17 protein-coding genes and 1 tRNA gene are annotated in these 23,538 nt (G+C 66.0%); 17 read left to right on the top strand and 1 reads right to left on the bottom strand.

Features of this window, described 5'->3' with window-relative positions; translation table 11 throughout:
- The first annotated feature begins 436 nt into the window (after positions 1–436).
- The 11 genes from PKKP23_RS06740 (at position 437) to PKKP23_RS06690 (ending at position 13,070) form a co-directional block, all read left to right on the top strand.
- Complete coding sequence (locus PKKP23_RS06740; protein ID WP_026121817.1) at positions 437–1,585, top strand: porin; 1,149 nt, start codon at positions 437–439, stop codon at positions 1,583–1,585.
- 42 nt (positions 1,586–1,627) lie between these two features.
- On the top strand, positions 1,628–2,515 hold the full coding sequence (dapA, locus tag PKKP23_RS06735) for a 4-hydroxy-tetrahydrodipicolinate synthase (protein WP_126876296.1): 888 nt from the start codon (positions 1,628–1,630) through the stop codon (positions 2,513–2,515).
- Positions 2,516–2,622: 107 nt separating this feature from the next.
- Positions 2,623–3,792, top strand: coding sequence for an iron-containing alcohol dehydrogenase (locus tag PKKP23_RS06730; RefSeq protein WP_126876295.1), 1,170 nt, complete (start codon positions 2,623–2,625; stop codon positions 3,790–3,792).
- Positions 3,789–6,215 (top strand): 4-hydroxythreonine-4-phosphate dehydrogenase PdxA, encoded by a 2,427-nt coding sequence (pdxA, locus tag PKKP23_RS06725; RefSeq protein ID WP_126876294.1) that lies wholly within the window; start codon positions 3,789–3,791, stop codon positions 6,213–6,215. Before PKKP23_RS06730 ends, pdxA begins: the two co-directional genes overlap by 4 nt.
- A 93-nt stretch (positions 6,216–6,308) precedes the next feature.
- Positions 6,309–7,730, top strand: coding sequence for a sodium:solute symporter family protein (locus PKKP23_RS06720; protein WP_126876293.1), 1,422 nt, complete (start codon positions 6,309–6,311; stop codon positions 7,728–7,730).
- Between the two features lie 62 nt (positions 7,731–7,792).
- A complete protein-coding gene (locus PKKP23_RS06715; protein WP_126876292.1) occupies positions 7,793–8,998 on the top strand; it encodes a sialidase family protein in 1,206 nt (401 codons plus the stop codon).
- Positions 8,999–9,163: 165 nt separating this feature from the next.
- A complete protein-coding gene (locus PKKP23_RS06710) occupies positions 9,164–9,946 on the top strand; it encodes a DeoR/GlpR family DNA-binding transcription regulator (RefSeq protein WP_126876291.1) in 783 nt (260 codons plus the stop codon).
- Positions 9,947–9,992: 46 nt separating this feature from the next.
- Positions 9,993–10,691 (top strand): SDR family NAD(P)-dependent oxidoreductase, encoded by a 699-nt coding sequence (locus PKKP23_RS06705; protein WP_126876290.1) that lies wholly within the window; start codon positions 9,993–9,995, stop codon positions 10,689–10,691.
- A 100-nt stretch (positions 10,692–10,791) separates the two neighbouring features.
- A tRNA-Leu gene (locus PKKP23_RS06700) sits at positions 10,792–10,876 on the top strand.
- Between the two features lie 366 nt (positions 10,877–11,242).
- Positions 11,243–12,349: an OpgC domain-containing protein gene (gene opgC, locus PKKP23_RS06695; protein ID WP_017776594.1), complete on the top strand. Its 1,107-nt coding sequence runs from the start codon at positions 11,243–11,245 to the stop codon at positions 12,347–12,349.
- Between the two features lie 388 nt (positions 12,350–12,737).
- Positions 12,738–13,070 (top strand): hypothetical protein, encoded by a 333-nt coding sequence (locus PKKP23_RS06690; RefSeq protein WP_126876289.1) that lies wholly within the window; start codon positions 12,738–12,740, stop codon positions 13,068–13,070.
- Between the two features lie 155 nt (positions 13,071–13,225).
- On the opposite strand, the gene PKKP23_RS06685 is transcribed toward PKKP23_RS06690, so the two are convergent.
- A complete protein-coding gene (locus PKKP23_RS06685; protein WP_126876288.1) occupies positions 13,226–13,657 on the bottom strand; it encodes a carboxypeptidase regulatory-like domain-containing protein in 432 nt (143 codons plus the stop codon).
- A 480-nt stretch (positions 13,658–14,137) separates the two neighbouring features.
- Here PKKP23_RS06685 and PKKP23_RS06680 point away from each other — a divergent pair, with 480 nt between their 5' ends.
- From PKKP23_RS06680 to PKKP23_RS06655, 6 genes are all read left to right on the top strand, one after another.
- Positions 14,138–15,358 (top strand): MFS transporter, encoded by a 1,221-nt coding sequence (locus PKKP23_RS06680; RefSeq protein WP_017776591.1) that lies wholly within the window; start codon positions 14,138–14,140, stop codon positions 15,356–15,358.
- 395 nt (positions 15,359–15,753) lie between these two features.
- Positions 15,754–16,680, top strand: a complete 927-nt coding sequence (locus tag PKKP23_RS06675; RefSeq protein ID WP_126876287.1) for a TetR/AcrR family transcriptional regulator — start codon at positions 15,754–15,756, stop codon at positions 16,678–16,680.
- 345 nt (positions 16,681–17,025) lie between these two features.
- Positions 17,026–19,536 carry an acyl-CoA dehydrogenase gene (locus PKKP23_RS06670; protein ID WP_126876286.1) on the top strand — a complete coding sequence of 837 codons (2,511 nt, stop codon included), beginning with the start codon at positions 17,026–17,028 and terminating at the stop codon, positions 19,534–19,536.
- A gap of 150 nt (positions 19,537–19,686) precedes the next feature.
- Positions 19,687–21,102, top strand: coding sequence for a 3-oxoacyl-ACP reductase (locus PKKP23_RS06665; protein WP_126876285.1), 1,416 nt, complete (start codon positions 19,687–19,689; stop codon positions 21,100–21,102).
- 2 nt (positions 21,103–21,104) lie between these two features.
- Positions 21,105–22,058: a MaoC/PaaZ C-terminal domain-containing protein gene (locus PKKP23_RS06660; protein ID WP_240658790.1), complete on the top strand. Its 954-nt coding sequence runs from the start codon at positions 21,105–21,107 to the stop codon at positions 22,056–22,058.
- 64 nt (positions 22,059–22,122) lie between these two features.
- Positions 22,123–23,424 carry an acetyl-CoA C-acetyltransferase gene (locus PKKP23_RS06655; RefSeq protein ID WP_126876284.1) on the top strand — a complete coding sequence of 434 codons (1,302 nt, stop codon included), beginning with the start codon at positions 22,123–22,125 and terminating at the stop codon, positions 23,422–23,424.
- Positions 23,425–23,538 lie beyond the last annotated feature (114 nt).

The following is a 23,538-nucleotide window of genomic DNA, read 5'->3' as shown; positions in this document are numbered from 1 at the left end:
GCGGCGTCCGCAGTAACACGCATAGCCCTCCAACGCCGAGCAGCGCATAGCCCCGCCACACGGCCGGCTCAGAACGCCTCGCGAATTGTCCGATTCGCGGGGCGCTTTTTCTTCCGCCGCCGGACTCCGCACGACTACCCACCGGTCCCTCGTCCCCCATCCGTCGGCACACAAGACGCTGCCTTCCGCGCTCGCGCCTTCGTCGCCCTCCTCTGGCCGCCACGCCGGTTTTGCGCTCGATCCGCATCCGCGCGCTCAAAATGCTCGTTTCAATCACAAACCGGGTTTACCTGCAGTTGATTCGACCAAATCGATCACATAAACTGACCGAGTCGATCAATCACGCGGTATCGGATGCCAATATTTCGGTCAGACGCCCCGGCAGAAACGATCGATTCAATCAAAAAAACTGACTGACACTATGGAGACGAAACCAATGAGAAGGTCCCTCGCACTGTTCGGCATGCTGGGCGTCGCGATGTCGGCGCAGGCGCAAAGCAGCGTCACGCTTTATGGTCTGATCGACACGTCGTTGATGTACACGAACAATCAGAAAGGCGGCACGAACTATCAGATGTCGAGCGGCGTCGAGTCGGGCAGCCGCTGGGGCCTCAAGGGATCGGAAGACCTGGGCGGCGGCCTGAAGGCGATCTTCACGCTGGAAAACGGCTTCAGCGGCACGACCGGTACGCTGGGGCAGAACGGCCGCATGTTCGGGCGCGCGGCATGGGTGGGCCTCGGCACGCCGTACGGCACCGTGACGCTGGGCCGCCAGAACGAACCGTCGGCCGATTTCGTCGGGCCGCTCGTTGCCGCGAACCAGTGGGCGGGCGGCATCGGCGCGCACCCCGGCGACACCGACAACCTGTATGTCAATTCCCGCATCAGCAACAGCGTGAAGTTCCTCTCGCAGGACTACGGCGGCTTGCGCGCAGGCGCCCTGTTCAGCTTCGGCGGCACCGCCGGCAACTTCAGCAACAACCGCATCTGGAGCCTCGCGGCGGGCTACAACCGCGGCCCGCTCGCGCTGGGCGTTTCGTACATCGACACGTCGCGACCCAACACCGCGTTGTGGGACGGCACAGCGGGCGCCGCCGCCATCTCGCCGAACAACACGCCCATCTTCTCGGGCTACACGTCGGCACGCACGCAGCGTGTCACGTCGGTGGCGGGCAACTACACGTTCGGCGCCGCCAGGCTCGGCCTCGTCTATTCGAACTCGCGCTTCGAGGATCTCGGCTCCGGCGCCGCGTCCGCGCCGATTGCACGCTACAAGGGCGCAACGGCCGTGTTCGACAACGCCGAAATCAACTTCAACTATCAGTTCACGCCGACGCTCCTGATGGGCGTAGCGTATGAGTACACGCGCACCCACGGCGCGGGCGACGCGCACTACAACCAGGTGAACCTCGGCGCGGATTACTTCCTCTCGAAGCGCACCGACGTCTATCTGACCACCGCCTGGCAGCGCGCAAGCGGCATCGACTCGACCGGCAAGGCGGCCGTCGCGGCATTGTGGCCGGTCGCGGCATCGAGCAATTCGCATCAGATCGCCGCGGCACTGGGCTTGCGCCACAAGTTCTGAGGCCCACGCAGCAAGCAGACAGCAGGCATTGTGGAGAACAGCATGTCAATCACGTTCAAGGGCATCGTCCCTGCCCTCATCACACCGATGAGCGAAAACGAGGAAGTGGACGAAGCCGGTTTGCGCATGCTTGTCGATCGTCTGATCGACGCCGGCGTGCACGGCCTCTTCGTGCTCGGCACGAACGGCGAGTTCATCGCGCTTTCGGAGGCGGAGAAACTGCGCGTGGCGCGCATCGCCGTCGATCAGGCCCGCTCGCGCGTGCCCGTCATTGCGGGCACGGGCGCGTATGCGACCCGCGACGTGATCGAGCTGAACCGCAAGATGGAGGACGTCGGCGTCGATGCCGTTTCGGTCATCACGCCGTACTTCAACGGCGCAACACAGCAGGAACTCTTCACGCACTACGAGCGCATTGCGCGCGGCACGTCGCTGCCCGTGATGCTCTATACGATTCCGGCCAAGGCCGGCGTCACGCTGAACGTGGACACCGTGCGGCGCCTCGCCGAGATTCCCAACATTCGCGGCATCAAAGACAGCGGTGGCGATTTCGATCGCCTGCTGCAACTCATCAACCTGCGCCGCGACGATTTCGCCGTGTTCACTGGTACGGATTCGATGATCCTGTGGACGCTCATCGCGGGCGGCGACGGCGCGGTTGCCGCCACCACGAACGCCGTGCCCAGTGTCGTCATGTCGATCTGGAACAGCTTCCAGTCCGGCGACATCGACACGGCGCGGCGCGCGCAGGAATCGCTGCGTGCCCTGCGCGATGCGTTCGCGCTCGGCACGATGCCCGTCGTGCTGAAGACTGCGGCAGCCATGCTCGGCATGCCCGCCGGCCCGGCACGCTCGCCCGCGCAGCCGCTCGATGCCGCCGCGCGCGAGCGTCTTGCCAAAGCGCTCGCGCATTACCCGCGCGTGGGTTGAACGCGGGACTTTTTGCCACTCGCATTCGCCCAGCGTATTTGCCACAGCCTTTTGCCGCAGCCTTTTTTGCCACGCTCCCACGATCGCCAGCCCCAGAGATTTTCGACATGACCGCCGTCTATCACTTCCAGACCGTCCCGCACATCGTGCACGGCCCCAACAGCCTCGCGCAGCTGCCCGAGCGGCTCGCGCTGCTCGACCGGCCGGTGCGCCGCCTGGCGTTCATCACGCAGCCCGTCATGGAAGCCAACGGCGTGGCGGGTCGCGTTGTCGCCGCGCTCGAACAGAAGGACATTCAGGTGCTGATCGTGCGCGACGTCGAGCCCGAGCCGAGCATCGAAAACGTCGAGTCCGTCTACCGCGAGCAGATCGCGCCGTTTGCGCCCGACGCGGTGCTTTCGATCGGCGGCGGCAGCGTGCTGGACGCCGCCAAACTGTTCGCCGTGCGGCTCACGAATGCGCAGCCGCTGCGCGAGTGGCTCGGCATCGACCTGATCGCCTCGCCCGGCGTGCCGCTGATTCTGGTGCCCACCACCTCGGGAACGGGCTCCGAAGTCACGCCGAACGCCATCGTCACGCTGCCCGACGAAGCGCTGAAGGTCGGCATCGTGAGCCGCCATCTGTTGCCGCAACTGGTGATACTCGATGCCACGCTCACGCTCGATCTGCCGAAGCCGATCACCGCGGCAACGGGCATGGACGCCTTCATTCACGCGCTCGAATCGTATATCTCGACAAAGGCCAATCCCGTCAGCGACATGTACGCGATGGAGTCGATGCGCCTGATCGGCGCCAACCTGCTCGAAGCGTACGACAACGGGCAGTCGCTGAAGGCGCGCGAAGCCATGCTGCTCGGTTCCATGTACGGCGGCCTCGCGTTGACCGCGGCCGGCACGGCCGCCGTGCATGCGCTCGCCTACCCGCTCGGCGGCATGTTCAACGTCACGCACGGCGTGGCGAACTCGATGCTGCTGCCGCACGTCATGCAATTCAATCTCGACGCGATCGAAGCGCGTCTCGCGAACGTGGCGCACGCGCTCGCTATCGCGCATCACGACGACAGCGACGCGCAAGCGGCGGAAAAGCTGCTCGCGCGCATTCGCGAATGGACCGCAGCGCTGGCCATTCCGCAGGACCTGCGCCGCTTCGGCGTCAGCGAAGACCATCTCGATGCGCTCGCGGTGGCCGCCTCGAAGGTCAAGCGCCTGCTCGGCAACAATCCGAAGCCGTTGAGCCTTGACGACATCAAGGCGATCTATCGTCGGCTGCTGCCATGAACGCGCCATCCATTAGCCCTGCACGCTTGCTGTTCATCGGCGACGACCTGTCGGGTACCGCCGACTGCGTCGCGGCATGCGCACGTTATGGCCTAAACGGGGGGCTAAACGCGGGGTTGAACGCGATCGTGAGCCTCGACATCGGCGAGACCAGCGAAGCCCGCGACGCCGATGTGCTCGCCATCGACACCGATACGCGCCGCCACGCCGCCGCAGACGCGGCGCGCGCGAACGTAGAGGCATGGCGAGCCCATGCGCACGGTCGCCGTGTGTACAAGAAGATCGACTCGACGCTGCGCGGCAACGTGGCCGCCGAAATCGCGGCCCTCGTTCCGCTCGCGGGCATGGCCATCGTCGCGCCGGCCTTTCCGGCTGCGGGCAGGACGACGCACAACGGCCGGCAGTACCTGTTCGGCGAACCCGTGGAAGCGTCCGAGGTCTGGCGCAACGAGCACCTCGCCGGCACGGCCGATCTGTGCGAAATGCTGCGCGATGCGGGCTTGCGCGTGGCCCACATCGGGCTCGACGAGGTACGCCAGGGCACTGCGTCGCTGCATGCGCGGCTTGCCGTCTGCCAGCATGAGCGACGGCAGGCCGTGGTCTGCGACAGCGAGACCGAAGAAGACCTTGCCGCGATCGCGAACGCGTCCATCACGCTCGACGACGTGTTCTGGGTCGGGTCCGCCGGGCTCGCCGCTCCGGTGGTCGACATGCATGCGGCGTCGATGCGTGCGGGCAGTGTGAGCGGTGTGAGCGGCGCAAGCGGTGTGAGCAAAGAGGCACGTACAGGCGCATTCGTGGCGGGCAATTCGCGCTTGCGTGGCGTGCTGACCGTAGTGGGCAGCATGTCCAGCGTGTCGCATGGGCAAGCCGCAACGTTGTGCGCCACGGTGAGAGACGCAGGCGAAGCCATCGACCTCGTCGAAGTCGACGCGCAGGCGCTGCTCGACCCCGGCGATACCGCCACGCTCGCGTTGACCCCGCAGGTCGCAGAGGCATTGACGCAGGGCCGTCATGTCGTCGTCGCACTGAGTCAGCGCGGCCGCCTTGACGTGGCCGACGGTGTGCTGCTCGCGCGGCAGCTCGCCGCGCGGCTCGCGCCCGCCGCCGAACACGCCGCGGCGCTCATCGCCACGGGCGGCGAAACCGCGCGTGCGCTGCTCTCGCAGATGGGCGTGGCGACGTTGCACGTGGCCGAAGAAATCGAAAGCGGCGTGCCGTTGCTCGTCGCCGCGCATGCCGGCAGAACGTTGCCGGTGGTCACCAAGGCGGGCGGCTTCGGCCGGCCCGACACTCTGTATCGCGCGTGGCGGCGGCTCACCGTCGCACAACAGGCGCACGGGCAGGCGCCGCATCCATCCAGCGCATCGAGCGCATCCAGTGCATCCAGTGCATCCAGCAAAGAGGAAGCTATGACATATCGTCCTGTAATCGGCATCACGATGGGCGATGCCGCCGGCGTGGGACCGGAAATCATCATGAAGAGCCTCGCGCACGCGTCGGTCTACGACAGTTGCCGTCCGCTCGTGATCGGCGACTCGCGGCGGTTAGTCGATGCGGCGCGCCGTGCCGGCGTGACGCTGACGGTCCGCTCCATTGCCACGCCCGCGCAGGCGCATTTCACTTACGGCGAAGTCGATTGCATCGACCTGGGCCTGATTCCCGCCGACCTGCCCTACGGCAAGCTCTCCCCCGTCGCGGGCGATGCGGCCTATCAATACATCGCGCGCACCGTGGAACTCACCTCGGCGGGCGAACTGGATGCGATCTGCACCGCGCCGCTGAACAAGGAAGCCCTGCACGCGGGCGGCCACATCTTTCCTGGGCATACCGAAATGCTCGCGCATCTCACGGGCATTCCCGAAGTCTCGATGATGCTGGTCGCGCCGAAGCTGCGCGTCATTCACGTCACCACGCACATCGGCCTGCTCGATGCGATTCGCCGCATCGAGCCGGGGCTCGTGCAGCGCACGATCGAACGCGCTCACGACACGCTCGTGCGCGCGGGCATCGAAGCGCCGCGCATCGGCGTGTGCGGCATCAACCCGCACGCGGGCGAAAACGGCCTGTTCGGTTACGGCGAGGAAGAGGAGAAGATCATCCCCGCCGTCAACGTGCTGCGCGAACGCGGCTGGGATGTCGAAGGCCCGCTGCCCGCCGACACGCTGTTCTTCCGCGCGGGGCGCGGCGACTTCGACGTGGTCGTGGCGATGTACCACGATCAGGGACACGGCCCGGTGAAGGTGATGGGTCTGGAAGCAGGCGTCAACGTCACGGTCGGCTTGCCCGTGATTCGTACGTCGGTGGATCACGGCACTGCATTCGACATTGCCGGCAAGGGCATTGCCGACGAACGCAGCATGCTGGAAGCGCTCAAGCAGGCACGAGACCTGGCGACGCGCCGCGCGGTGCAACCCGCGTAACGCTATTGCAGTCATGCGCGGCTCGCGCCGTGCATGACCCAGACGGGCGCCGCAGCGAGGCGCGCCCGCAGCCAACAACAATCGGAGACAGCAATGAATCACTTCACCGCATGGGACACGGCCGTCATCATCGCGATGGTCGTCGTGTACATCGTCATCACGGCGTGGATCAGCATCCGGCTGCGCAGCAAGACCACCGAGCAGTTCATGGTGGCGGGGCGCTCCACGCCCGCCATCGTGATCGCCATTCTGCTCATGTCGGAGTACATCGGCGCCAAGTCGACCATCGGCACCTCGCAGGAAGCCTTCAACGTGGGCATCGCGGCATCGTGGTCGGTGATCTCCGCCTCCATCGGCTTCGTGTTCTTCGGGCTTTTCATGGCGCGGCGGCTCTACCGGTCCGGCGAATTCACCATCTCGGGCTTCATTGCGCAGAAGTACGGCAAGTCGGCCAGGCTCGTCGTGTCGGCCATCATGATCTACGCGCTCTTCATCGTGAACGTGGGCAACTATGTGAGCGGCGCGGCTGCGATATCCACGGTCATGCGCGTCAATCTGCCGACAGCGGCGTTCATCACCGCGGTCGTGAGCACGATCTACTTCGCGTGGGGCGGCCTGAAAAGCGTGGCCTACGTGACGATCCTGCACAGCGCCGTGAAGCTGTTCGGCATCGCGATTCTCGTGTGGGTAGCGCTCTCGATGACGGGCGGCGTTGCGCCCATGATGCAGAGCATGCCGGCTCAATACTTCACGTGGAACGGCATGCTGGGCGGCGGCACGATTGGCGCATGGATCATCGGCACGGCGGGCGCCATCTTCTCCACGCAGTTCATCATTCAGGCCATTTCCGGCGCGAAGTCCGCAAACGAAGCGCGTAACGCGACGCTGATGGCCGGCGTGCTCTGCGTGCCCATTGCAATTGCGCTCGGCTTTCTCGGCGTGGCCGCGAAGTTCCTGTTCCCCGGCATCAAGAGCCTCTATGCGCTGCCCATCTTTCTGCAGCACATGCATCCGCTGCTCTCGGGCATCGTGACGGTCTCGCTCGTGGCGTCGATCTTCGTGAGCGTCAGCACGGTGGCGCTCGCCATCGCCTCGCTGATCGTCAAGGACTTTTACGTGCCGCGTTACCGCCCTTCGCCGGAACGCGAACTGCGCACCACGCGCCTCATCTCGCTCGTGGTGGGCTTTCTGCCGCTCATCTTCGTGCTGTTCGTGCCGCAGATTCTCGCGCTGTCGTTCTTCACCCGCGCCTTGCGGCTCACCGTGACCGTGGTCGCCTTGATGGGCATCTATCTGCCCTTCTTCAACAGCAACCGCGGCGCGATCTGGGCGCTCGCGCTCGCCACCGTTGCCACCACTGCCTGGTTCCTGCTGGGCAATCCGTTCGGCGTCGACAACATGTATGTCGCGCTTCTCACGCCGGCCGTCGTGATGGTCATCGAAAGGCTGCTGTTCCGTTCGTCTAACCACGGCGCGCCAGTCGAACAAGGCCGCATTGCGCGCACGGATTCGTGAGGACTCGCGCCCACCGCGACACTTCGTACGCAACACACGCTCTACCGTTTCAGGATTCGATCATGACGAGCCACTCCACTCTGCCCGCGCAGGCCACCGCGATGCCGGGCCAATTGCATCCCGCGCCTGGCGACGATGCACGCGTCGATGCCTATCTGCCTGCCGCAACGGTGCAGAATCACGCCGCGAATCTGCTCGCGCTCGACAACGGCGACCTGCTTTGCGCGTGGTTCGGCGGCACCCAGGAAGGCGTGCCCGACATCTCGATCTATCTCTCGAGACTGCCCCAAGGCAGTTCGACATGGACCGAACCCGTGCGCCTTTCCGAAGACCCGACGCGCTCCGAACAGAACCCGGTGCTGTTCGCCGCGCCCGACGGCAAACTGTGGCTCATCTACACGGCGCAGTTGTCGGGGCATCAGAACACGTCGATCGTGCGCCGGCGCATTTCCGCCGACAACGGCCACACCTGGGGGCCGATCGACACGCTGTTCGACAAACCCGGCACCTTCGTGCGGCAACCCATCGTCGTCGCGCCCGACGGCGCATGGCTGTGCCCCGTGTTCCTGTGCCGCGTCAAAGCGGGCGAACGATGGTCGGGCAACGACGACATCAGCGTCGTGATGCGCTCAACCGACAACGGCACGAGCTGGAGCGAGCACGACGTACCGGGCAGCATCGGGTGCGTGCATATGAACATCCAGGTGCTGCACGACGGATCGCTCGTCGCTCTCTTTCGCAGCCGCTGGGCCGACCACATCTATCTCAGCCGCTCCGCTAACGGCCGCACGTGGAGCGAGCCGCAGCCGCTCGATCTGCCCAACAACAACTCGTCGCTCCAGTTCGTGGTGCTCGCCAACGGCCATCTGGGTCTCGTGTTCAACCACAGCAGCGCCGCGCAAAGCACGCAACGCCGCGCGTCGCTCTATGACGACATCGAAGACGCCGAAGACAGCGGCACGCTGGTGATGCAAGCCGCGTCGGCGCGCGGCACCGCGTTCTGGGGTGCGCCACGCGCGCCGATGACGCTCGCCGTGTCGACGGACGGCGGCCGCACCTGGCCTATCGCGCGCAACCTCGAAACGGGCGACGGCTACTGCATGACGAACAATTCGACCGACAAGCTGAACCGCGAATTTTCGTATCCGTCCATCGTGCAGTCCGCCGACGGACGCCTGCACATCGCTTACACCTACTTTCGCCAGCGCATCAAATACGTGTGCGTGACGGAAGACTGGGTCGCGTCGGCAGGCCCTGCGCAGGCATAAAGCAAGGAGCACGGGCACGCTCGACCGGTGCCGCAAGGCGGCGCAAAGACAGGCTGAAAGAGACACGGAAAACGGGAAATGGATAAACTACCGTCGCGCCGAACCGTGCGCCCCGCCGCCCGCCATGTCCGCAGGCGGCGCATCGAACCCGTCACCGACCGAAATATGAAAGTTGCCCGCCGCCGCGAGGCGATGCTCAAGGCTGTCCTGTCAGGCATGACGGAAGTGGCCGAACTGTGCGAACACTTCGGCATGTCTGAAGCCACTGTGCGCCGCGACCTGCGGGCGCTGGCCGACGAAAGGCTCATTCTGCGCACTTACGGCGGCGCGGCGTCGGTCAGCATGCATGCGCGCGAAGAGTCCCTCGAACAGCGGCGGCAAACCTTCCGGGCGGAGAAGGACGCCATCGGCCAAGCCGCCGCCGCCCATGTGGCCGAGGGCGACACCGTCTTTCTCGACAGCGGCACGACGACAGCGGCGCTTGCGCGCGCACTCGCCGGCCGCGAGAACATCCAGGTGGTCACCAACAACCTGCTCGTCGTGCAGATACTCGCGGCAAGCAAGGTCCACCTGACGCTGATAGGCGGCGAAGTGCGCGAGTCCAGCATGTGCACGCTTGGCGCCATCGCGCAGCTCGCATTGACGCGCATCACCGTCGACAAAGCCTTCCTGGGGGCGGACGGCGTCGTGCCCGGGCGCGGCCTGTGCGAAGCCACCGCGGATCAGGCGTATCTGAAGGAATGCCTCATGCGTCAGGCGGCCAGCATCTTCGTGCTCGCGACCTCGGACAAGCTCAATCGCGACAGCCAGCAACACTGGGCGCCCATCGAAAAACCGTGGACGCTCATTACGGATGCCACGGCGCCGCACGCCGGCCTGCACGCGTTCGAGAACGTAGCGGGCATCACGATCGAATCGGTGAGCGCGCCTCGCGCGGGCGGGCACTGAAGCACGAATGAATCGAAATGAATCGAGCCCGCATGCAGGACAACACATGACAAGACGCATCGTAGTGACTGGCGCGAGTTCGGGCATCGGCCACGCGGTTGCGGCGCGGCTGCTAAAAGACGGCTGCGAGGTGATCGGCATGAGCCGCGGCCGGCCCGATTTCGGCGAGGCGCACTTCCCGCGCTTTCGGCGTTTCCAATACGTGCCCGTGGACCTCGGCGACATCGACGCCATTGCGCCGCTGGCCCGCGAGCTAGGCGCGGTGGACGGCCTGGTTCACGCTGCGGGCTTCATGAAGACGGCGAGACTCGGCGGCCTCGATCTGCCCGGTGGCGAGGCGATGTGGCGCCTGCATGTCGGCGCGGCAGCGGCGCTTGCCGATGCACTCGCCCCTTCGATGCGCGACGGCGGGCGCATCGTGCTGATCGGCAGCCGCGTGTCGGGCGGCGCGGCGGGCCGCAGCCAGTACGCAGCGGCCAAAGCCGCGATGGTGGGCATGGCGCGCTCATGGGCGATCGAACTGGCACCACGCGGCATTACGGTCAACGTGGTGTCGCCCGCCGCAACGGAAACGCCGATGCTGAACGATCCGCAACGCACCTCCAGCGCGCCGGTGCTGCCGCCCATTGGCCGGTACGTGAAGGTGGAAGAAGTGGCGTCGCTCGTCGCCTGGCTGTTGGGCGAAGACGCGGGCGCTGTCACGGGACAGCAGATCATGGTCTGCGGCGGGAGTTCGTTGAACTAGCGTCGCGATTGACAAGCTGAAACGCTCGGCTATAATGCCGGTCTTTGCTTCGCGGCACCTCGCTGAACCAGCGACGGAATCAAGCGAAAGCAGAGCACCTGCCCAGGTGGCGGAATTGGTAGACGCACTAGTTTCAGGTACTAGCGGGTAACTCCGTGGAGGTTCGAGTCCTCTCCTGGGCACCAGATTCAAAGGCCAGCGCATGCTGGCCTTTTTCTTTGGCCCACGTTTTTCTTTGGTTCATCTCTTCCTCGGCTGCGTACTAAGTCGGCCTGCTCTGTCCCGTTCCCTTCGTTATCGTCCGTCCCTTCGCGAGCGTGGCGCCGTCCGCAATGCCGTCATTCGCCACCGCGACGTGTCAGACGTGTCAGCCCTGCCGGGACGCTGTCAGCCTGGCGCCATCTTCGCCCCCGTATCCTGAACGCTCACTCTGAAACGCCGGCTGACGCCGGGCACGCATGCGCGCCGCGCCTCCCGCGGCGCGTGGCGCCGTCATGGCGTGGACGCGTGCCCACGCATGCCGAGGCCGGCTTCCTTGCGAGCAACAGACGATGCAGACGGACGTACGGCGGTCGCTCGAAGTGGACTTCTTCCGGGGTCTCGTCCTCCTCGTCATTGCCGTGGACCACAACTCCGGCAGCGTCCTTGCGAAGTTCACGCTGCACAACTTCGCGTACTGCGACTCGTCGGAGGTGTTCGTCTTTCTCGGCGGCTACGCATCGGCGGCGGCATGGGCCGCGGTCTGCATGCGGCGCGGCGAATCGGCCGCCCGCAAGCGGTTCGTGAAACGCAGCGGCCAGATCTACGGCGCGTATCTGCTCACGGCGGCGCTGATGCTCGCGAGCGGCGCCTTGCTGCTCGGCCTGCACCTCGACTCGCCGCTCGTGCGCTACACAGACTGGACAGACTTCCTCGCGCGGCCCGCAGGCCTCTTGCTGGAGGTCGCATCGTTCCGGCGTCAGCCGTATCTCTCCGCGGTGCTGCCGATGTACGTGCTGTTCGCCCTCGCTGTACCGCTCGCCGTGCCGGCCGCGGCACGCCGCCCCGCGATGCTGCTGGCCAGCAGCATCGCGTTATGGTGGCTGGCGCCGGAGGCGCTCACGCTGTTGCCGGCCACCGCGTCGGATACCTGGTCGTTCAATCCGTTTGCGTGGCAGTTGATGTTCGTGCTCGGCATGCTCGCGCGCGCACAGCCCATCGACACGCGCATCCATGCCTCGCCGCTTGCGGCGCTCTGCAGTGTGGCGGCGCTTGCGCTCGTGCTCGCTCTTGCAGCGGCCCACCTGCACGAAGCGCATCCGCTTGCGGGCGAACTCAAGCAGAACCTCGCCTTCGTGCGCGTGGGCAACTTCGTGGCCATCGCATGGCTCGCCGCGCGCGCGACGCACGCGGGCTGGGTCAGGCAGCTCGCCGTCCGGGCGCCGTGGATCGTCTCGGTAGGCCGCCGCGGGCTCGTGTGCTTCGTGTTGGGCAGCGTGCTTTCCGTGGCAGTGGACACGGCCACGCACGCGGCCATCGCGCAACCCTTTCCCTGGCTCGCGGGCCTTGTGTGCGACGCGTTCGTGATCGGCACGCTGTGTCTCGTCGGACGCTACGGCAACAATGGTCAGCCCGAGCGCGCCATGCGCCGCGCAATCGCGACGCGGCAAACCGTATAGCGCGGTGCCGGCGCGCTCTCCAATCGCAGACGTCTGCATCGAAGTTGGGCCGTGGCACGACGGACGGCCCGCACGCACGAAGCACTCACGATTTCCGCGCTGTGAGCGTTGTAACGGCAGATTGTCCAGCCGTCGTGAACGCTGCGCGCTCGAAACCGCTTGCCCCGCGGCGAAGCACGCGTGTTTCGCCGCACGCTGCAGCGAGCCCGTGATCGCTCACGCAGCGGCGGCATCCCACGCCCCGAATATTGCGGAACACTCATTTACAACCCATTACGTTTGCGCAAGCACGCATCCGTACCATGGGACGCACTGCAACCAGTAAAACCACGCGACGCGGCAAGGGCGGCTCAATCGCCATGCCGCCATTTCAACGGAGAACACGCTCATGCGATCAAAACTCAAGCCTTTCGTCGCCGCACTCGCCAGCGGCTGCACGCTGTTTGCCGCAGGCGCGGCCATGGCTCAGCACGCACCTGGCTATGTACCTGGCTATGCACCCGGCTATGCCCCGGGCTACATGGCGGCCGAGGCTCCCGCGGCCCATCTGATGCCGGTCGACCTGCACGTCTCGATAGGCTGGCATGGCGACCGTTACTGGGACGGCCGCCGCTACTGGGCGCACGACGAGTGGATGCGTCACCATCCGCGTGATCCGGGTCCGCCGCACCGCATGCACGACGATCATCGCGACGACCACCGTCCGCCTCCGCGCTACTGATCGCGCCACCCTTTCCGCCGTTTCATCCGCGCGCCCGCCTGCTCATGCGAAGCAGCCGGGCGCGCGGCTTTTTGCGCGATACGTCCCGGGCAATCCGCGCATCGGCACGCTCGCAGGGCGGCACGCCGCTTCGCCTGCACGCGGCGCGCCACCCGCTACATCTGCCACACGAACATTTCATGTGCGCGCGTGGCGGCTTCGATATCGACCTCGCGCCGCTCAGTCTTGCCGTTGTAGTTCGCGCTGACCACGTAGCGCCCGTGCGGTAGCGAGAGCAACATGAAAGGCCCGTTGGCCTTCGTGGTCAGCAAGCTGTTGCCGTGCGCGTCCGCGATATGCACCGGCACGTCCGCCAGATATTCGTTGTCGGCGCCGGTCTTGCCGACGAACTCGAGCACGAGCGGATAACGGTGCATGACGCTCTTGATCGCGCTGGACTGGTCGCTCCCGACACCACCCGACAGATAGCTGATCGCGCCCGCGCGCTGCATGGGCGGCAAGCCCGGTTCGGCGCCATACGCGAACTGCAAACCGCACACCGCCGCGAGCACGCCCGCGGGCAACCACAGAATGGCACGCTTGTTCATATCGACCTCCTTGCTGGTCACGTCGATGGAGGCGCATAGGACGCAAACATCCCACGCGTCGCGCTTGAAGGTAGGGGGCGAGGCTTAAAGCGCGCTTAATCGGCGCAAGGAAGCGCCACGCGCACGGATGGCACGGCTTCCGGGTTCATGCAAGCGTTCGTGGGGCGTTCATATGCACGTTCATACGCGCGTTCATTCGCAGCGGCCGCCGCAATTTTTTGCCGAATCTATTGCATTGCAATATGCACGGGAAATGCCTGATACGAGTCCCCAATATTTACATTATCAATACATTAAATACATCAAGCTTTCATTCCGGCTCGAATTAACCAGGGATTAGTACCGATTTGGCAGCGAGTTTCATGCAGACGTTTAAACGTCGGCGTACACTCGCCGCAAGCCCGCACCACGGGGCGTGCCGGGCGCCTCGCTGCTTTCGCCCAACTGCGCGGAGCACCGCAGACACAGGAGAAAAATCAAATGAGCTGGACGCGAGAACAGAGAAACGTAACGATCGCCGCCTATCTGGGCTGGACGCTCGACGCATTCGATTTCTTTCTCATGGTTTTCGTATTGAAAGATATCGCTGCGGAATTCAATACGAAAATTCCCGCCGTTGCCTTTGCCATCACCCTTACGCTTGCCATGCGGCCGATCGGCGCCCTGATCTTCGGGCGGCTTGCGGACAAATTCGGACGTCGTCCCACGCTGATGGTCAACATCGCGTGCTACTCGCTGCTCGAACTGCTCTCGGGCTTCTCGCCCAATCTCACCACGCTGCTCGTCATGCGCTCGCTCTTCGGCATCGCGATGGGCGGCGAATGGGGCGTGGGCTCGGCACTCACCATGGAGACCGTGCCCGCGCACGCGCGCGGCTTCGTCTCGGGTCTCCTGCAAGCGGGCTACCCGAGCGGCTATCTGCTGGCGAGTGTGGTGTTCGGCGTGCTCTATCAGTACATCGGCTGGCGCGGCATGTTCTTCGTGGGCGTGGCGCCCGCGCTGCTCGTGCTCTACATTCGTGCAAGCGTGCCCGAATCGCCGGCGTGGAAGGCCATGGAAAAGAAGCATCGGCCCGGTCTCGTCGAGACGCTCAAGCGCAACTGGGGCCTCTCGCTCTACGCCATCGTGCTGATGACCTGCTTCAACTTCTTCTCGCACGGCAGCCAGGACCTGTACCCGACCTTCCTGCGTGAACAGCATCACTTCGACGCGCATACGGTTTCGCTCATCGCGATCGTGCTGAACGTCGGGGCGATTGTGGGCGGCCTGTTCTTCGGCTCGCTCTCCGAAAAGATCGGCCGTCGCTGGGCTATCTTCATCGCGGCCCTGATCGCACTGCCCGTGCTGCCGCTGTGGGCGTTTTCGAGCGGTGCAGTCGCGCTCGCGGCTGGCGCCTTCCTGATGCAGATCTCCGTGCAAGGCGCATGGGGCGTGATTCCCGTGCATCTGAACGAAATTTCGCCCGACGAAATTCGCGCGACGTTCCCAGGGCTCGTCTATCAGCTGGGCAACCTGCTGGCTTCGGTCAATGCCACGATGCAGGCATCCATTGCCGTGAGCCGGGGCAACGACTACTCGTTTGCGCTCGCGGCCGTCGCCGGCACCGTGGCCGTGGTTATCGCCGCGCTGATTCTTTTCAGCCGTGAACGGCGCGGCATAGATATGACACAATCCGCGAAACAGGTGCTGTCGATCGACTAGCGGGTCCATCGTTCGGACAACAACGCGGCGTACGCCCGTTTCAACGCAGCAACACCACAAGCATTCAATCAGGCGGACCACTGGTCCGCCGGCCACAGCAGTTCTTACGAGGCCGTCCCGATGACGAATCGGGACGGCTTTTTTCGTTTGTTTTTCGTCGATTTTTCGGTTGTGCCGCGGCGCGCTCGTCGAGTATCGGAGCGCGTTTCGCGTAGCACATTGTGCAGTGCACCTGCATTGCGGCACGTCATAGGGCCGCCTTTTTAGAGGAGTCCGTCCACGCTCACCTCTTCACGCTCGACCACGCTGTCTCGTATTCTCGGTAAAACGCCTGTTTCAATTAAAAATTTGAATCGCTTGTTTGCGTGCCGGGCCACCGGCAATGGAGGCGCAACATGGCAGTCCGCAACACGAGCCGGGCCACCGGCGACACGAAAACCCGCATCCTCGATGCCGCCGAGACCCTGTTCGTCGAGTTCGGCTACGAAGCGATGTCGCTGCGGCAGATCACGTCGCGCGCCGAGGTCAATCTGGCCGCGGTCAACTATCACTTCGGCAGCAAGGAAGCGCTGATCCACGCAATGCTCTCGCGCCGGCTCGACCGTCTCAACGAAGCACGGCTTCAACTGCTCGACCGCTTCGACGCGCTGCTCGGCGAGCGGCTCACCTGCGAGCACGTGCTGGGCGCGATGTTCATTCCCGCGCTGCGTCTTTCGCGCGACCCGCTCGTGGGCGGGCGTGCGTTTCTGCGGCTCCTGGGCCGCGCCTATACGGACCCGTCGTCGTTCATTCGCGACTTTCTGAATGCGCATTACGCGTCGGTTGCAGAGCGGTTCTTCGCCGCGTTTCAGCGTGCGCTGCCCCACCTGCCGCGCGAGGAACTGGGCTGGCGCCTGCACTTCGCCATCGGCGCGCTCTCCGGCGTGCTCGCGGGCGCGGATACGGACCGCCTCATCTCCGAGTTCTCGCAGGGCAAGTCGATGAACGACCTGCAACTGATTGCGCGGCTCGCCTCACTGATGGTGTCCGCGCTGAAAGCCCCGCTGCCCGACTCGGCACAGCTCGCGATGTTCGCGGCCGTGCTGGGCGATGCGGGCGATGGTGTGGAGGCGATGGCGTGCAGCACGGCAGCCGCAGCCACAGCCACGACGTCGGCGCCGGCGCTGAAGGCGGAGGGCAGCACACCACCTGCGCCGTCCGGCGACGCATCGACCACCTCGTCCGCGGCGCCGCCGGGTTCGGCGGCGCGTGAAGCGGAGCGTCCGGGCGGCGGCGTGGCCTCGGGATCGACACTGCATCGGGCCGCAAGCGGCGCGATGTGATCGCGGGCAAAGCAGGCGCTTAGCAGGGGACTGCTTTGCACCTGCACCGCACCCGCGAGGTCACCCGCGGCATCACCTGGAAAGGCACCTGAGTGGGAGGACAAGCGGGCGTCGGTGTGCGAGGCGCGGATGTGGCCATGCCTCCCGCACCGGCAACATGACCGCCGAAACACAATCGACAAACACAAGGGACAAACACGGTCCGCTAACAAGACGGCTATAAGACCGGCTGACCGGCCCACACCGACAACAACAAAACCGCTTCACGCCAGTCACGGGCTTGCACTCGCCCGCCGGCATCGACGTGAACAGGTCGCAGACAGGCTAATCAGGGAGGAAAACGCCATGTCGTGGTTCATCGTTGCGTTCGTCATCGGCGCGGCCGCGCTGCTTTACGTCGAGGCCCATGCGGGGTGGTGGCTCGCCGCATCGGTCGCGTGGGTAGGCGCCGCACACCTTGCGGGCGTTGCAGGCACGCCCGGCACCGCGTTGCTCGCTGTTCTGATCGTGCTGCCCGCGCTGGTGCTCGCGCTCAAGCCGCTGCGCCGCACATGGCTCACAAGGCCCGTGCTCGATACGTTCCGCCGCATCCTGCCGGAGATGTCGCCCACGGAGCGCGATGCCATCGAAGCCGGCACCGTGTGGTGGGATGCCGAACTCTTCGCCGGACGCCCGCATTGGGACGCCCTGCTCGCACACGGCCCCGCCACGCTCACCGCCGAAGAGCAGGCGTTCCTCGATCACGAATGCGAGGAACTGTGCCATCTCGCGAACGACTGGGACACCACGGCTGTCTGGCAAGACCTCTCGCCGCAAGCGTGGCGCTACATCAAGGAGCAGGGCTTTCTCGGCATGATCATTCCGAAGCGCTACGGCGGTAAGGAATTCTCCGCGTACGCACATTCGCAGGTCATCATGAAGCTCGCCACGCGCTGTTCGGCGGCGGCTGTTTCGGTGATGGTGCCCAATTCGCTCGGCCCCGCCGAACTGCTCATGCACTACGGCACCGAAGAGCAGAAGAATCACTACTTGCCGCGTCTCGCACGCGGCGAAGAAATTCCGTGCTTCGCGCTCACGAGCCCCTATGCCGGGTCCGACGCGGCTGCCATTCCCGATGTCGGCATTGTCTGCAAGGGCCTGTTCGAAGGCCGCGAGACGCTCGGCTTTCGCGTGACCTGGGAGAAGCGCTACATCACGCTCGGCCCGATCGCCACCGTACTCGGCCTCGCGTTTCGCGCGCTCGATCCCGATCATCTGCTCGGCGCCGACGACGAACCCGGCATCACCTGCGCGCTGATTCCCACGACGCACCCCGGCGTGCAGATCGGCCGGCGCCATTGGCCGCTCAACGCCGTGTTCCAGAACGGCCCGAACTGGGGCAAGGACGTCTTCATTCCGCTCGACTGGGTGATCGGCGGCCGTGCTCAGGTGGGCAACGGCTGGCGCATGCTGATGGAGTGCCTCGCCGCGGGACGCGCCATCTCGCTGCCTTCGTCGAACGTCGGCATGGCGAAGCTCGCGGTGCGCGGCACCGGCGCCTACGCCGCCGTGCGCCGCCAGTTCCGCACGGCGATTGGCCGCTTCGAGGGCGTGCAGGAAGCACTCGGTCGCATGGGTGGTCATCTCTACGTGATGGACGCGGCGCGCCGGCTCTCCGCGCAGGCCGTGGATCTGGGCGAGAAGCCGTCGGTGATCTCGGCGATCGCGAAATATCACATCACCGAGCGCGCCCGCAAAGTAATCAACGACGGCATGGACGTCGTTGCCGGCAAAGGCATCTGCATGGGACCGTCGAACTTCCTCGCGCGCGCCTATCAGCAGGTGCCCATCGCGATCACCGTGGAAGGCGCGAATATCCTCACGCGCTGCCTCATCATCTTCGGCCAGGGGGCGATACGCTGCCATCCCTACGTGCTCAAGGAAATGACCGCAACGCGCGAGAGCCATAGCGAAGCGGACTATCCACGCGCGCTGCGCGAGTTCGATGCGGCGTTCTTCGGGCACCTCAACTTCACGCTCTCGAACGCCGTGCGCAGCCTCGTCTACGGACTGACAGGCGGCCGCTTCATTCGCGCGCCCCAGCGCGCCGACGCCACGCTCGCGCCGTTTTATCGCGCGGCCACACGCTTATCCGTCGTGTTCGCGCTACTCGCGGACGTTTCGATGTTCGTGCTGGGCGGCGACCTCAAGCGGCGCGAGCGCATCTCGGGGCGACTCGGCGACGTGCTCGCCCAGCTCTACCTGATCTCGGCGACGCTCAAGCGCTACGAGGACGAAGGCCGCCAGCAGGACGACCTGCCGCTCGTGCGCTGGGGCGTGGAAGATGCGCTCTTCACGGCGCAGCAGGCCATTGACGGCGTGCTCGCGAATTACCCGAACCGCGCCGTCGCGTGGCTCGTGCGCGTGCTCGCGTTCCCGTTCGGCCTGCCGCATCGCGCGCCGTCCGATGCGCTCGGCACGCAGATTGCCGAGCTGATGCAGACGCCCGGTGCCGCACGCGAGCGCCTCGTCGCGGATTCGTACGTGCCGCCTGTCGAGGTGGACGCGATCGGCTACGGCGAACTGGTCTTTGCGCTGAGTCCGCGCGTGGCCGCCATCGAGCGCAGGCTGCGCGACGCCGTGCACGCGGGCAGGCTCGCGCCGATGCCGCAAAGCATGGCCGCGCTCGCCGCCTGGACGGCGAGCGCGCAGCAACAAGGCTTGATCGATGCAGACGAACGGCAGACGCTCGACGACTACGCGCGCTACGCGGCCGAGGCCGTCAAGGTGGACGATTTCGCGCCGGACTTCGATATGCTCACGGGCCTGCAAAAACGCCGCGAGGCACTGGAAAAGGCGATGGATCTGGCCGCATGAGCGGGCACAACACGCGGACGGGCACGAGGACAAGCGCGCAGGCACGCGCGTGAAGACACGAGACTACGAACGCCCGCTAGCGTCACCGCCACCACGACATCCAACGAGAATCCAACGCAACGCGCGCCCCTTACGAGGACCACCACGAAGATGAACGACGCTTACCTGAACTTCGTGAACTCGCCGCTCGGCGGCAAGCTCGTGCGCTCGCTCGGGCTGCCGAAGCCGGAAGTGCTGCGCCGCTATCGCGCGGACCAGCCCGAGTTCGACGGGCTCGTCGCGATCGGCGCGGGCCGCGAGCCGCAATGGCTCGATGCGCTCGCCGGCATGATCGCGCGGCTCGGCATGACGAGCGTCGCGCACGAGAGCGCTGCGCTGTGGATGCCGCTCGCGGCACGGCACGGTCTCATGACGGGTCGCTTCGAGCCCGTGGACGCGGGCTCGCCCGCGCGCGTGAGCGCGCTGATCTTCGACGCATCGGGCATCGACCACAGCCGGCATCTCGAACCGCTCTACACGTTCTTTCACGACGCGCTGCGCTCGGTGGCGCGCTGCGGGCGTCTCGTCGTGCTGGGCTGCACGCCGCAGCGCTGCGCGAGCGCGCGGCAGTGGACCGCACAGCGCGCGCTCGAAGGCTTCGTGCGTTCGCTCGGCAAAGAAGCGCGGCGCGGCATCACCGCGAATCTCGTCTACGTGGCGCCCAACGCCGCGCACGGCATCGAATCGACACTGCGTTTTCTGCTCTCGCCGCGCTCGGCGTATGTGTCGGGCCAGGTCGTGCGCATCGAACATGCACCCGTTATGCCGGAACTGCCCGACACATTCGACTGGCAGCGCCCGCTTGCCGGCCGCCGCGCGATGGTGACGGGTGCCGCGCGCGGCATCGGCGCGGCGATTGCGCACGAACTCGCCGCCCAGGGCGCGCACGTGATGGGCGTCGACATTCCCGCGGCGCGCGACGCGCTCGACTCGACGATGCGCCAGATCGCCGGCACCGCCCTCGCCTTCGACATCACCGCGCCCGAGGCGCCCGCCGACATCGCCGCGGCGCTGGACGAAAACGGCATCGACATCGTCGTGCACAACGCGGGCATCACCAAAGACAAGACCGTGGCGAAGATGAGCGTCGAGGCATGGCGTAGCGTGATCGACATCAACCTGAGCGCGCAGGAGCGCATCGACGACGCGCTGCTCGACGCCGGCACGCTGCGCGACGGCGGACGCATCGTCTGCGTGTCGTCGATTGGCGGCATTGCGGGCAACGTGGGCCAGACCAACTACGCGGCCTCGAAGGCCGGCGTGATCGGTCGCGTGGAAAGCATGGCCGCGCCGCTGCGTGCGCGCGGCATCACGATCAACGCGGTGGCGCCCGGCTTCATCGAAACGCAGATGACCGCGAAGATGCCGCTCGCAATCCGCGAAGCCGGCCGGCGCATGAACGCGATGAGTCAGGGCGGCCAGCCCGTGGACGTGGCGCAGACCATCGCATGGCTCGCGCATCCAGGCAGCGCGGGCGTGACGGGCCAGGTGGTGCGCGTATGCGGTCAGAGCCTGATTGGAGCATAGCCGTGAGCAGCGGGCAGCCATTCGGCAGCGGACCAGGACACGCAGGCGGAAACGGATCGCAACATGGCGAGCCCTCCGCAACGCGGCGTCCGAAGACCGTCGTCGTTGAGCGCGTCCCCGCGCCTGCGGTGCTCTACGCGCGCGCACTCGCGGGGCTCATGCGACGGCATCGCGTGAACGTGTTGCCGGCGCTGCGGCTGGTACGCCCTGCCGTCACGCTCGACCCGCTCGCGATGGAGCGCTACGCGCGCGTGTGCGGCTTCATTCCCGAGCACGGCGTGCCGCTCACGTTCATTCACGTGCTCGCATTCCCGCTGCATCTCATGTTGCTCACCGACCCGGCGTTTCCGTGGTCCGCGCCCGGCATCGTGCATCTCGCCAATCACGTGCACCTGCGCAAACCGCTTGCCGAAGGCGACGTGCTGCGTGTGGAGGCCGAGTTCGGCGCGCTGCTGCGCCACGAAAAAGGCCAGGCATTCGTGCTCAATTCGCGCGTGTACCGGCGCGGCGAAGCGGTCTGGGACGGCGAGAGCGTGTACCTGAAGCGCGGCATCGCCGCAACGGGCGACCCGCTCGACAGCATGGCGTTCGAGCGCGACGCGCTCGCGCGGCTGGCGCGCTGGCAATTGCCGCGTCAACTGGGCCGCGACTATGCGAGCGTCTCCGGCGACTACAACCCGATCCACCTCACCGCGCTCTCCGCGAAAGTATTCGGTTTCCCGCGTGCCATCGCGCACGGCATGTGGACGCTCGGGCGCGCGTGCGCCGCGCTGCAGCCGCCGAAGCCGCTCGCCAGCGCGAGTGCCAGCGCCGAATTCAAGCTGCCGCTCGCGCTGCCGGGCGAAGCATCGCTCTGGAGCGCGGGCACTTCGCTCGTGGAACGCGAGTTCGAGGTGCGCGACGCCGCAGGCGAGAAGCCGCACCTGCGCGGCCGGTTCCAATGGGTGCTGCGATGAATGCCGCGCGCCGCCGCAAAGCCCGTACAACGATTGGCTGTAAAACCACGACCAGGAGCCCCGCATGACTCTGCCGCTTCCCGCCGTGCGCCGTGTCGCGATTGTCGGCGGCAATCGCATTCCGTTTGCCCGTTCGAACACCGCCTACGCCACCGCGTCGAATCAGGACATGCTCACGTTCGCGCTGCAAGGGCTTGTCGATCGCTTCAACCTGCATGGCGAGCGCCTGGGCGAGGTGGCCGCGGGCGCGGTCATCAAGCATTCGCGCGACTTCAACCTCACGCGCGAGTCCGTGCTCTCCACCACGCTCGCGAAGGAAACGCCCGCCTACGACGTGCAGCAGGCCTGCGGCACGGGCCTCGAAGCCGCGCTGCTCGTGGCCGGCAAGATCGCGCTCGGGCAGATCGAGGCCGGTATCGCGGGCGGCGTGGATACGACCTCGGATGTGCCCATCGGCGTGAACGAGAAGATGCGCAAGATCCTGCTCGAAGCGAATCGCGGCAGAAGCACCGCCGCACGCGTGGGCGCCCTCGCGAAGCTGCGGCCCGGCATGCTCGTGAAGCCGCAGCTGCCGCGCAACGTCGAGCCGCGCACGGGGCTTTCGATGGGCGAGCATTGCGAACTGACGGCCAAGCGCTGGAACATCGCGCGCGAGGCGCAAGACGCGCTCGCGCTGGACAGCCATCGCAAGCTCGCCGCCGCTTACGAACGCGGTTTCTTCAACGACCTCATGACGCCCTACCGCGGCCTCACGCGCGACAACAATCTGCGTCCCGACCTGAGCGCCGAAAAGCTCGCCTCGCTCACACCCGCGTTCGACCGCGACGCCGGCACGATGACAGCCGGCAACTCGACGCCGCTCACCGATGGCGCCTCGGCCGTGCTGCTCGCAAGCGAAGCCTGGGCCGCGGCGCGCGGGTTGCCGGTACTCGCTTATCTGACGGCCTACGAGACCGCTGCGGTGGATTTCTTCGAGAAGAAGGAAGGCCTGCTGATGGCACCCGCCTACGCCGTGCCGCGCATGCTCGCACGCGTCGGCCTCATGCTGCAGGACTTCGACCTCTACGAGATCCACGAGGCCTTCGCGGCGCAGGTGCTCTGCACGCTTGCCGCCTGGCAGGACGAGGAGTACTGCCTCACGCAGTTGCAACTGGACGCGCCGCTCGGCCCCATCGATGCGGCGAAGCTCAACGTGAACGGCGGGTCGCTCGCGACGGGGCATCCGTTCGCGGCCACGGGCGGCCGGCTCGTGGCGAGCCTCGCCAAGATGCTCACCCAGCTCGGCAAACCCGAAGGCACGGCGCGCGGCCTGATCTCGATCTGCGCGGCGGGAGGCCAGGGCGTGGTCGCGATACTGGAGCGCTAGGCTCGCCGTTCAGGCAAGCGTGCGTGCACACGATTTCCCTACAAGAATAGTCAGGAGACGAAGCGATGAACCAACCTATCCCAACGGCACCTACCGTGCCGACAGCGCCCACCG

The organism is Paraburkholderia kururiensis JCM 10599 = LMG 19447, assembly GCF_003986935.1.
In the GTDB taxonomy this organism is placed as follows: domain Bacteria; phylum Pseudomonadota; class Gammaproteobacteria; order Burkholderiales; family Burkholderiaceae; genus Paraburkholderia; species Paraburkholderia kururiensis.
This window is presented reverse-complemented; position numbering and strand designations above follow the sequence as displayed.

Excerpts from the sequence above, each read along its gene's own strand:
- PKKP23_RS06740 (WP_026121817.1), top strand. The coding sequence starts at position 437 with ATGAGAAGGTCCCTCGCACTGTTCGGCATGCTGGGCGTCGCGATGTCG.
- dapA (WP_126876296.1), top strand. The coding sequence starts at position 1,628 with ATGTCAATCACGTTCAAGGGCATCGTCCCTGCCCTCATCACACCGATG.
- PKKP23_RS06730 (WP_126876295.1), top strand. The coding sequence starts at position 2,623 with ATGACCGCCGTCTATCACTTCCAGACCGTCCCGCACATCGTGCACGGC.
- pdxA (WP_126876294.1), top strand. The coding sequence starts at position 3,789 with ATGAACGCGCCATCCATTAGCCCTGCACGCTTGCTGTTCATCGGCGAC.
- PKKP23_RS06720 (WP_126876293.1), top strand. The coding sequence starts at position 6,309 with ATGAATCACTTCACCGCATGGGACACGGCCGTCATCATCGCGATGGTC.
- PKKP23_RS06715 (WP_126876292.1), top strand. The coding sequence starts at position 7,793 with ATGACGAGCCACTCCACTCTGCCCGCGCAGGCCACCGCGATGCCGGGC.
- PKKP23_RS06710 (WP_126876291.1), top strand. The coding sequence starts at position 9,164 with ATGAAAGTTGCCCGCCGCCGCGAGGCGATGCTCAAGGCTGTCCTGTCA.
- PKKP23_RS06705 (WP_126876290.1), top strand. The coding sequence starts at position 9,993 with ATGACAAGACGCATCGTAGTGACTGGCGCGAGTTCGGGCATCGGCCAC.
- opgC (WP_017776594.1), top strand. The coding sequence starts at position 11,243 with ATGCAGACGGACGTACGGCGGTCGCTCGAAGTGGACTTCTTCCGGGGT.
- PKKP23_RS06690 (WP_126876289.1), top strand. The coding sequence starts at position 12,738 with ATGCGATCAAAACTCAAGCCTTTCGTCGCCGCACTCGCCAGCGGCTGC.
- PKKP23_RS06685 (WP_126876288.1), bottom strand. The coding sequence starts at position 13,657 with ATGAACAAGCGTGCCATTCTGTGGTTGCCCGCGGGCGTGCTCGCGGCG.
- PKKP23_RS06680 (WP_017776591.1), top strand. The coding sequence starts at position 14,138 with ATGAGCTGGACGCGAGAACAGAGAAACGTAACGATCGCCGCCTATCTG.
- PKKP23_RS06675 (WP_126876287.1), top strand. The coding sequence starts at position 15,754 with ATGGCAGTCCGCAACACGAGCCGGGCCACCGGCGACACGAAAACCCGC.
- PKKP23_RS06670 (WP_126876286.1), top strand. The coding sequence starts at position 17,026 with ATGTCGTGGTTCATCGTTGCGTTCGTCATCGGCGCGGCCGCGCTGCTT.
- PKKP23_RS06665 (WP_126876285.1), top strand. The coding sequence starts at position 19,687 with ATGAACGACGCTTACCTGAACTTCGTGAACTCGCCGCTCGGCGGCAAG.
- PKKP23_RS06655 (WP_126876284.1), top strand. The coding sequence starts at position 22,123 with ATGACTCTGCCGCTTCCCGCCGTGCGCCGTGTCGCGATTGTCGGCGGC.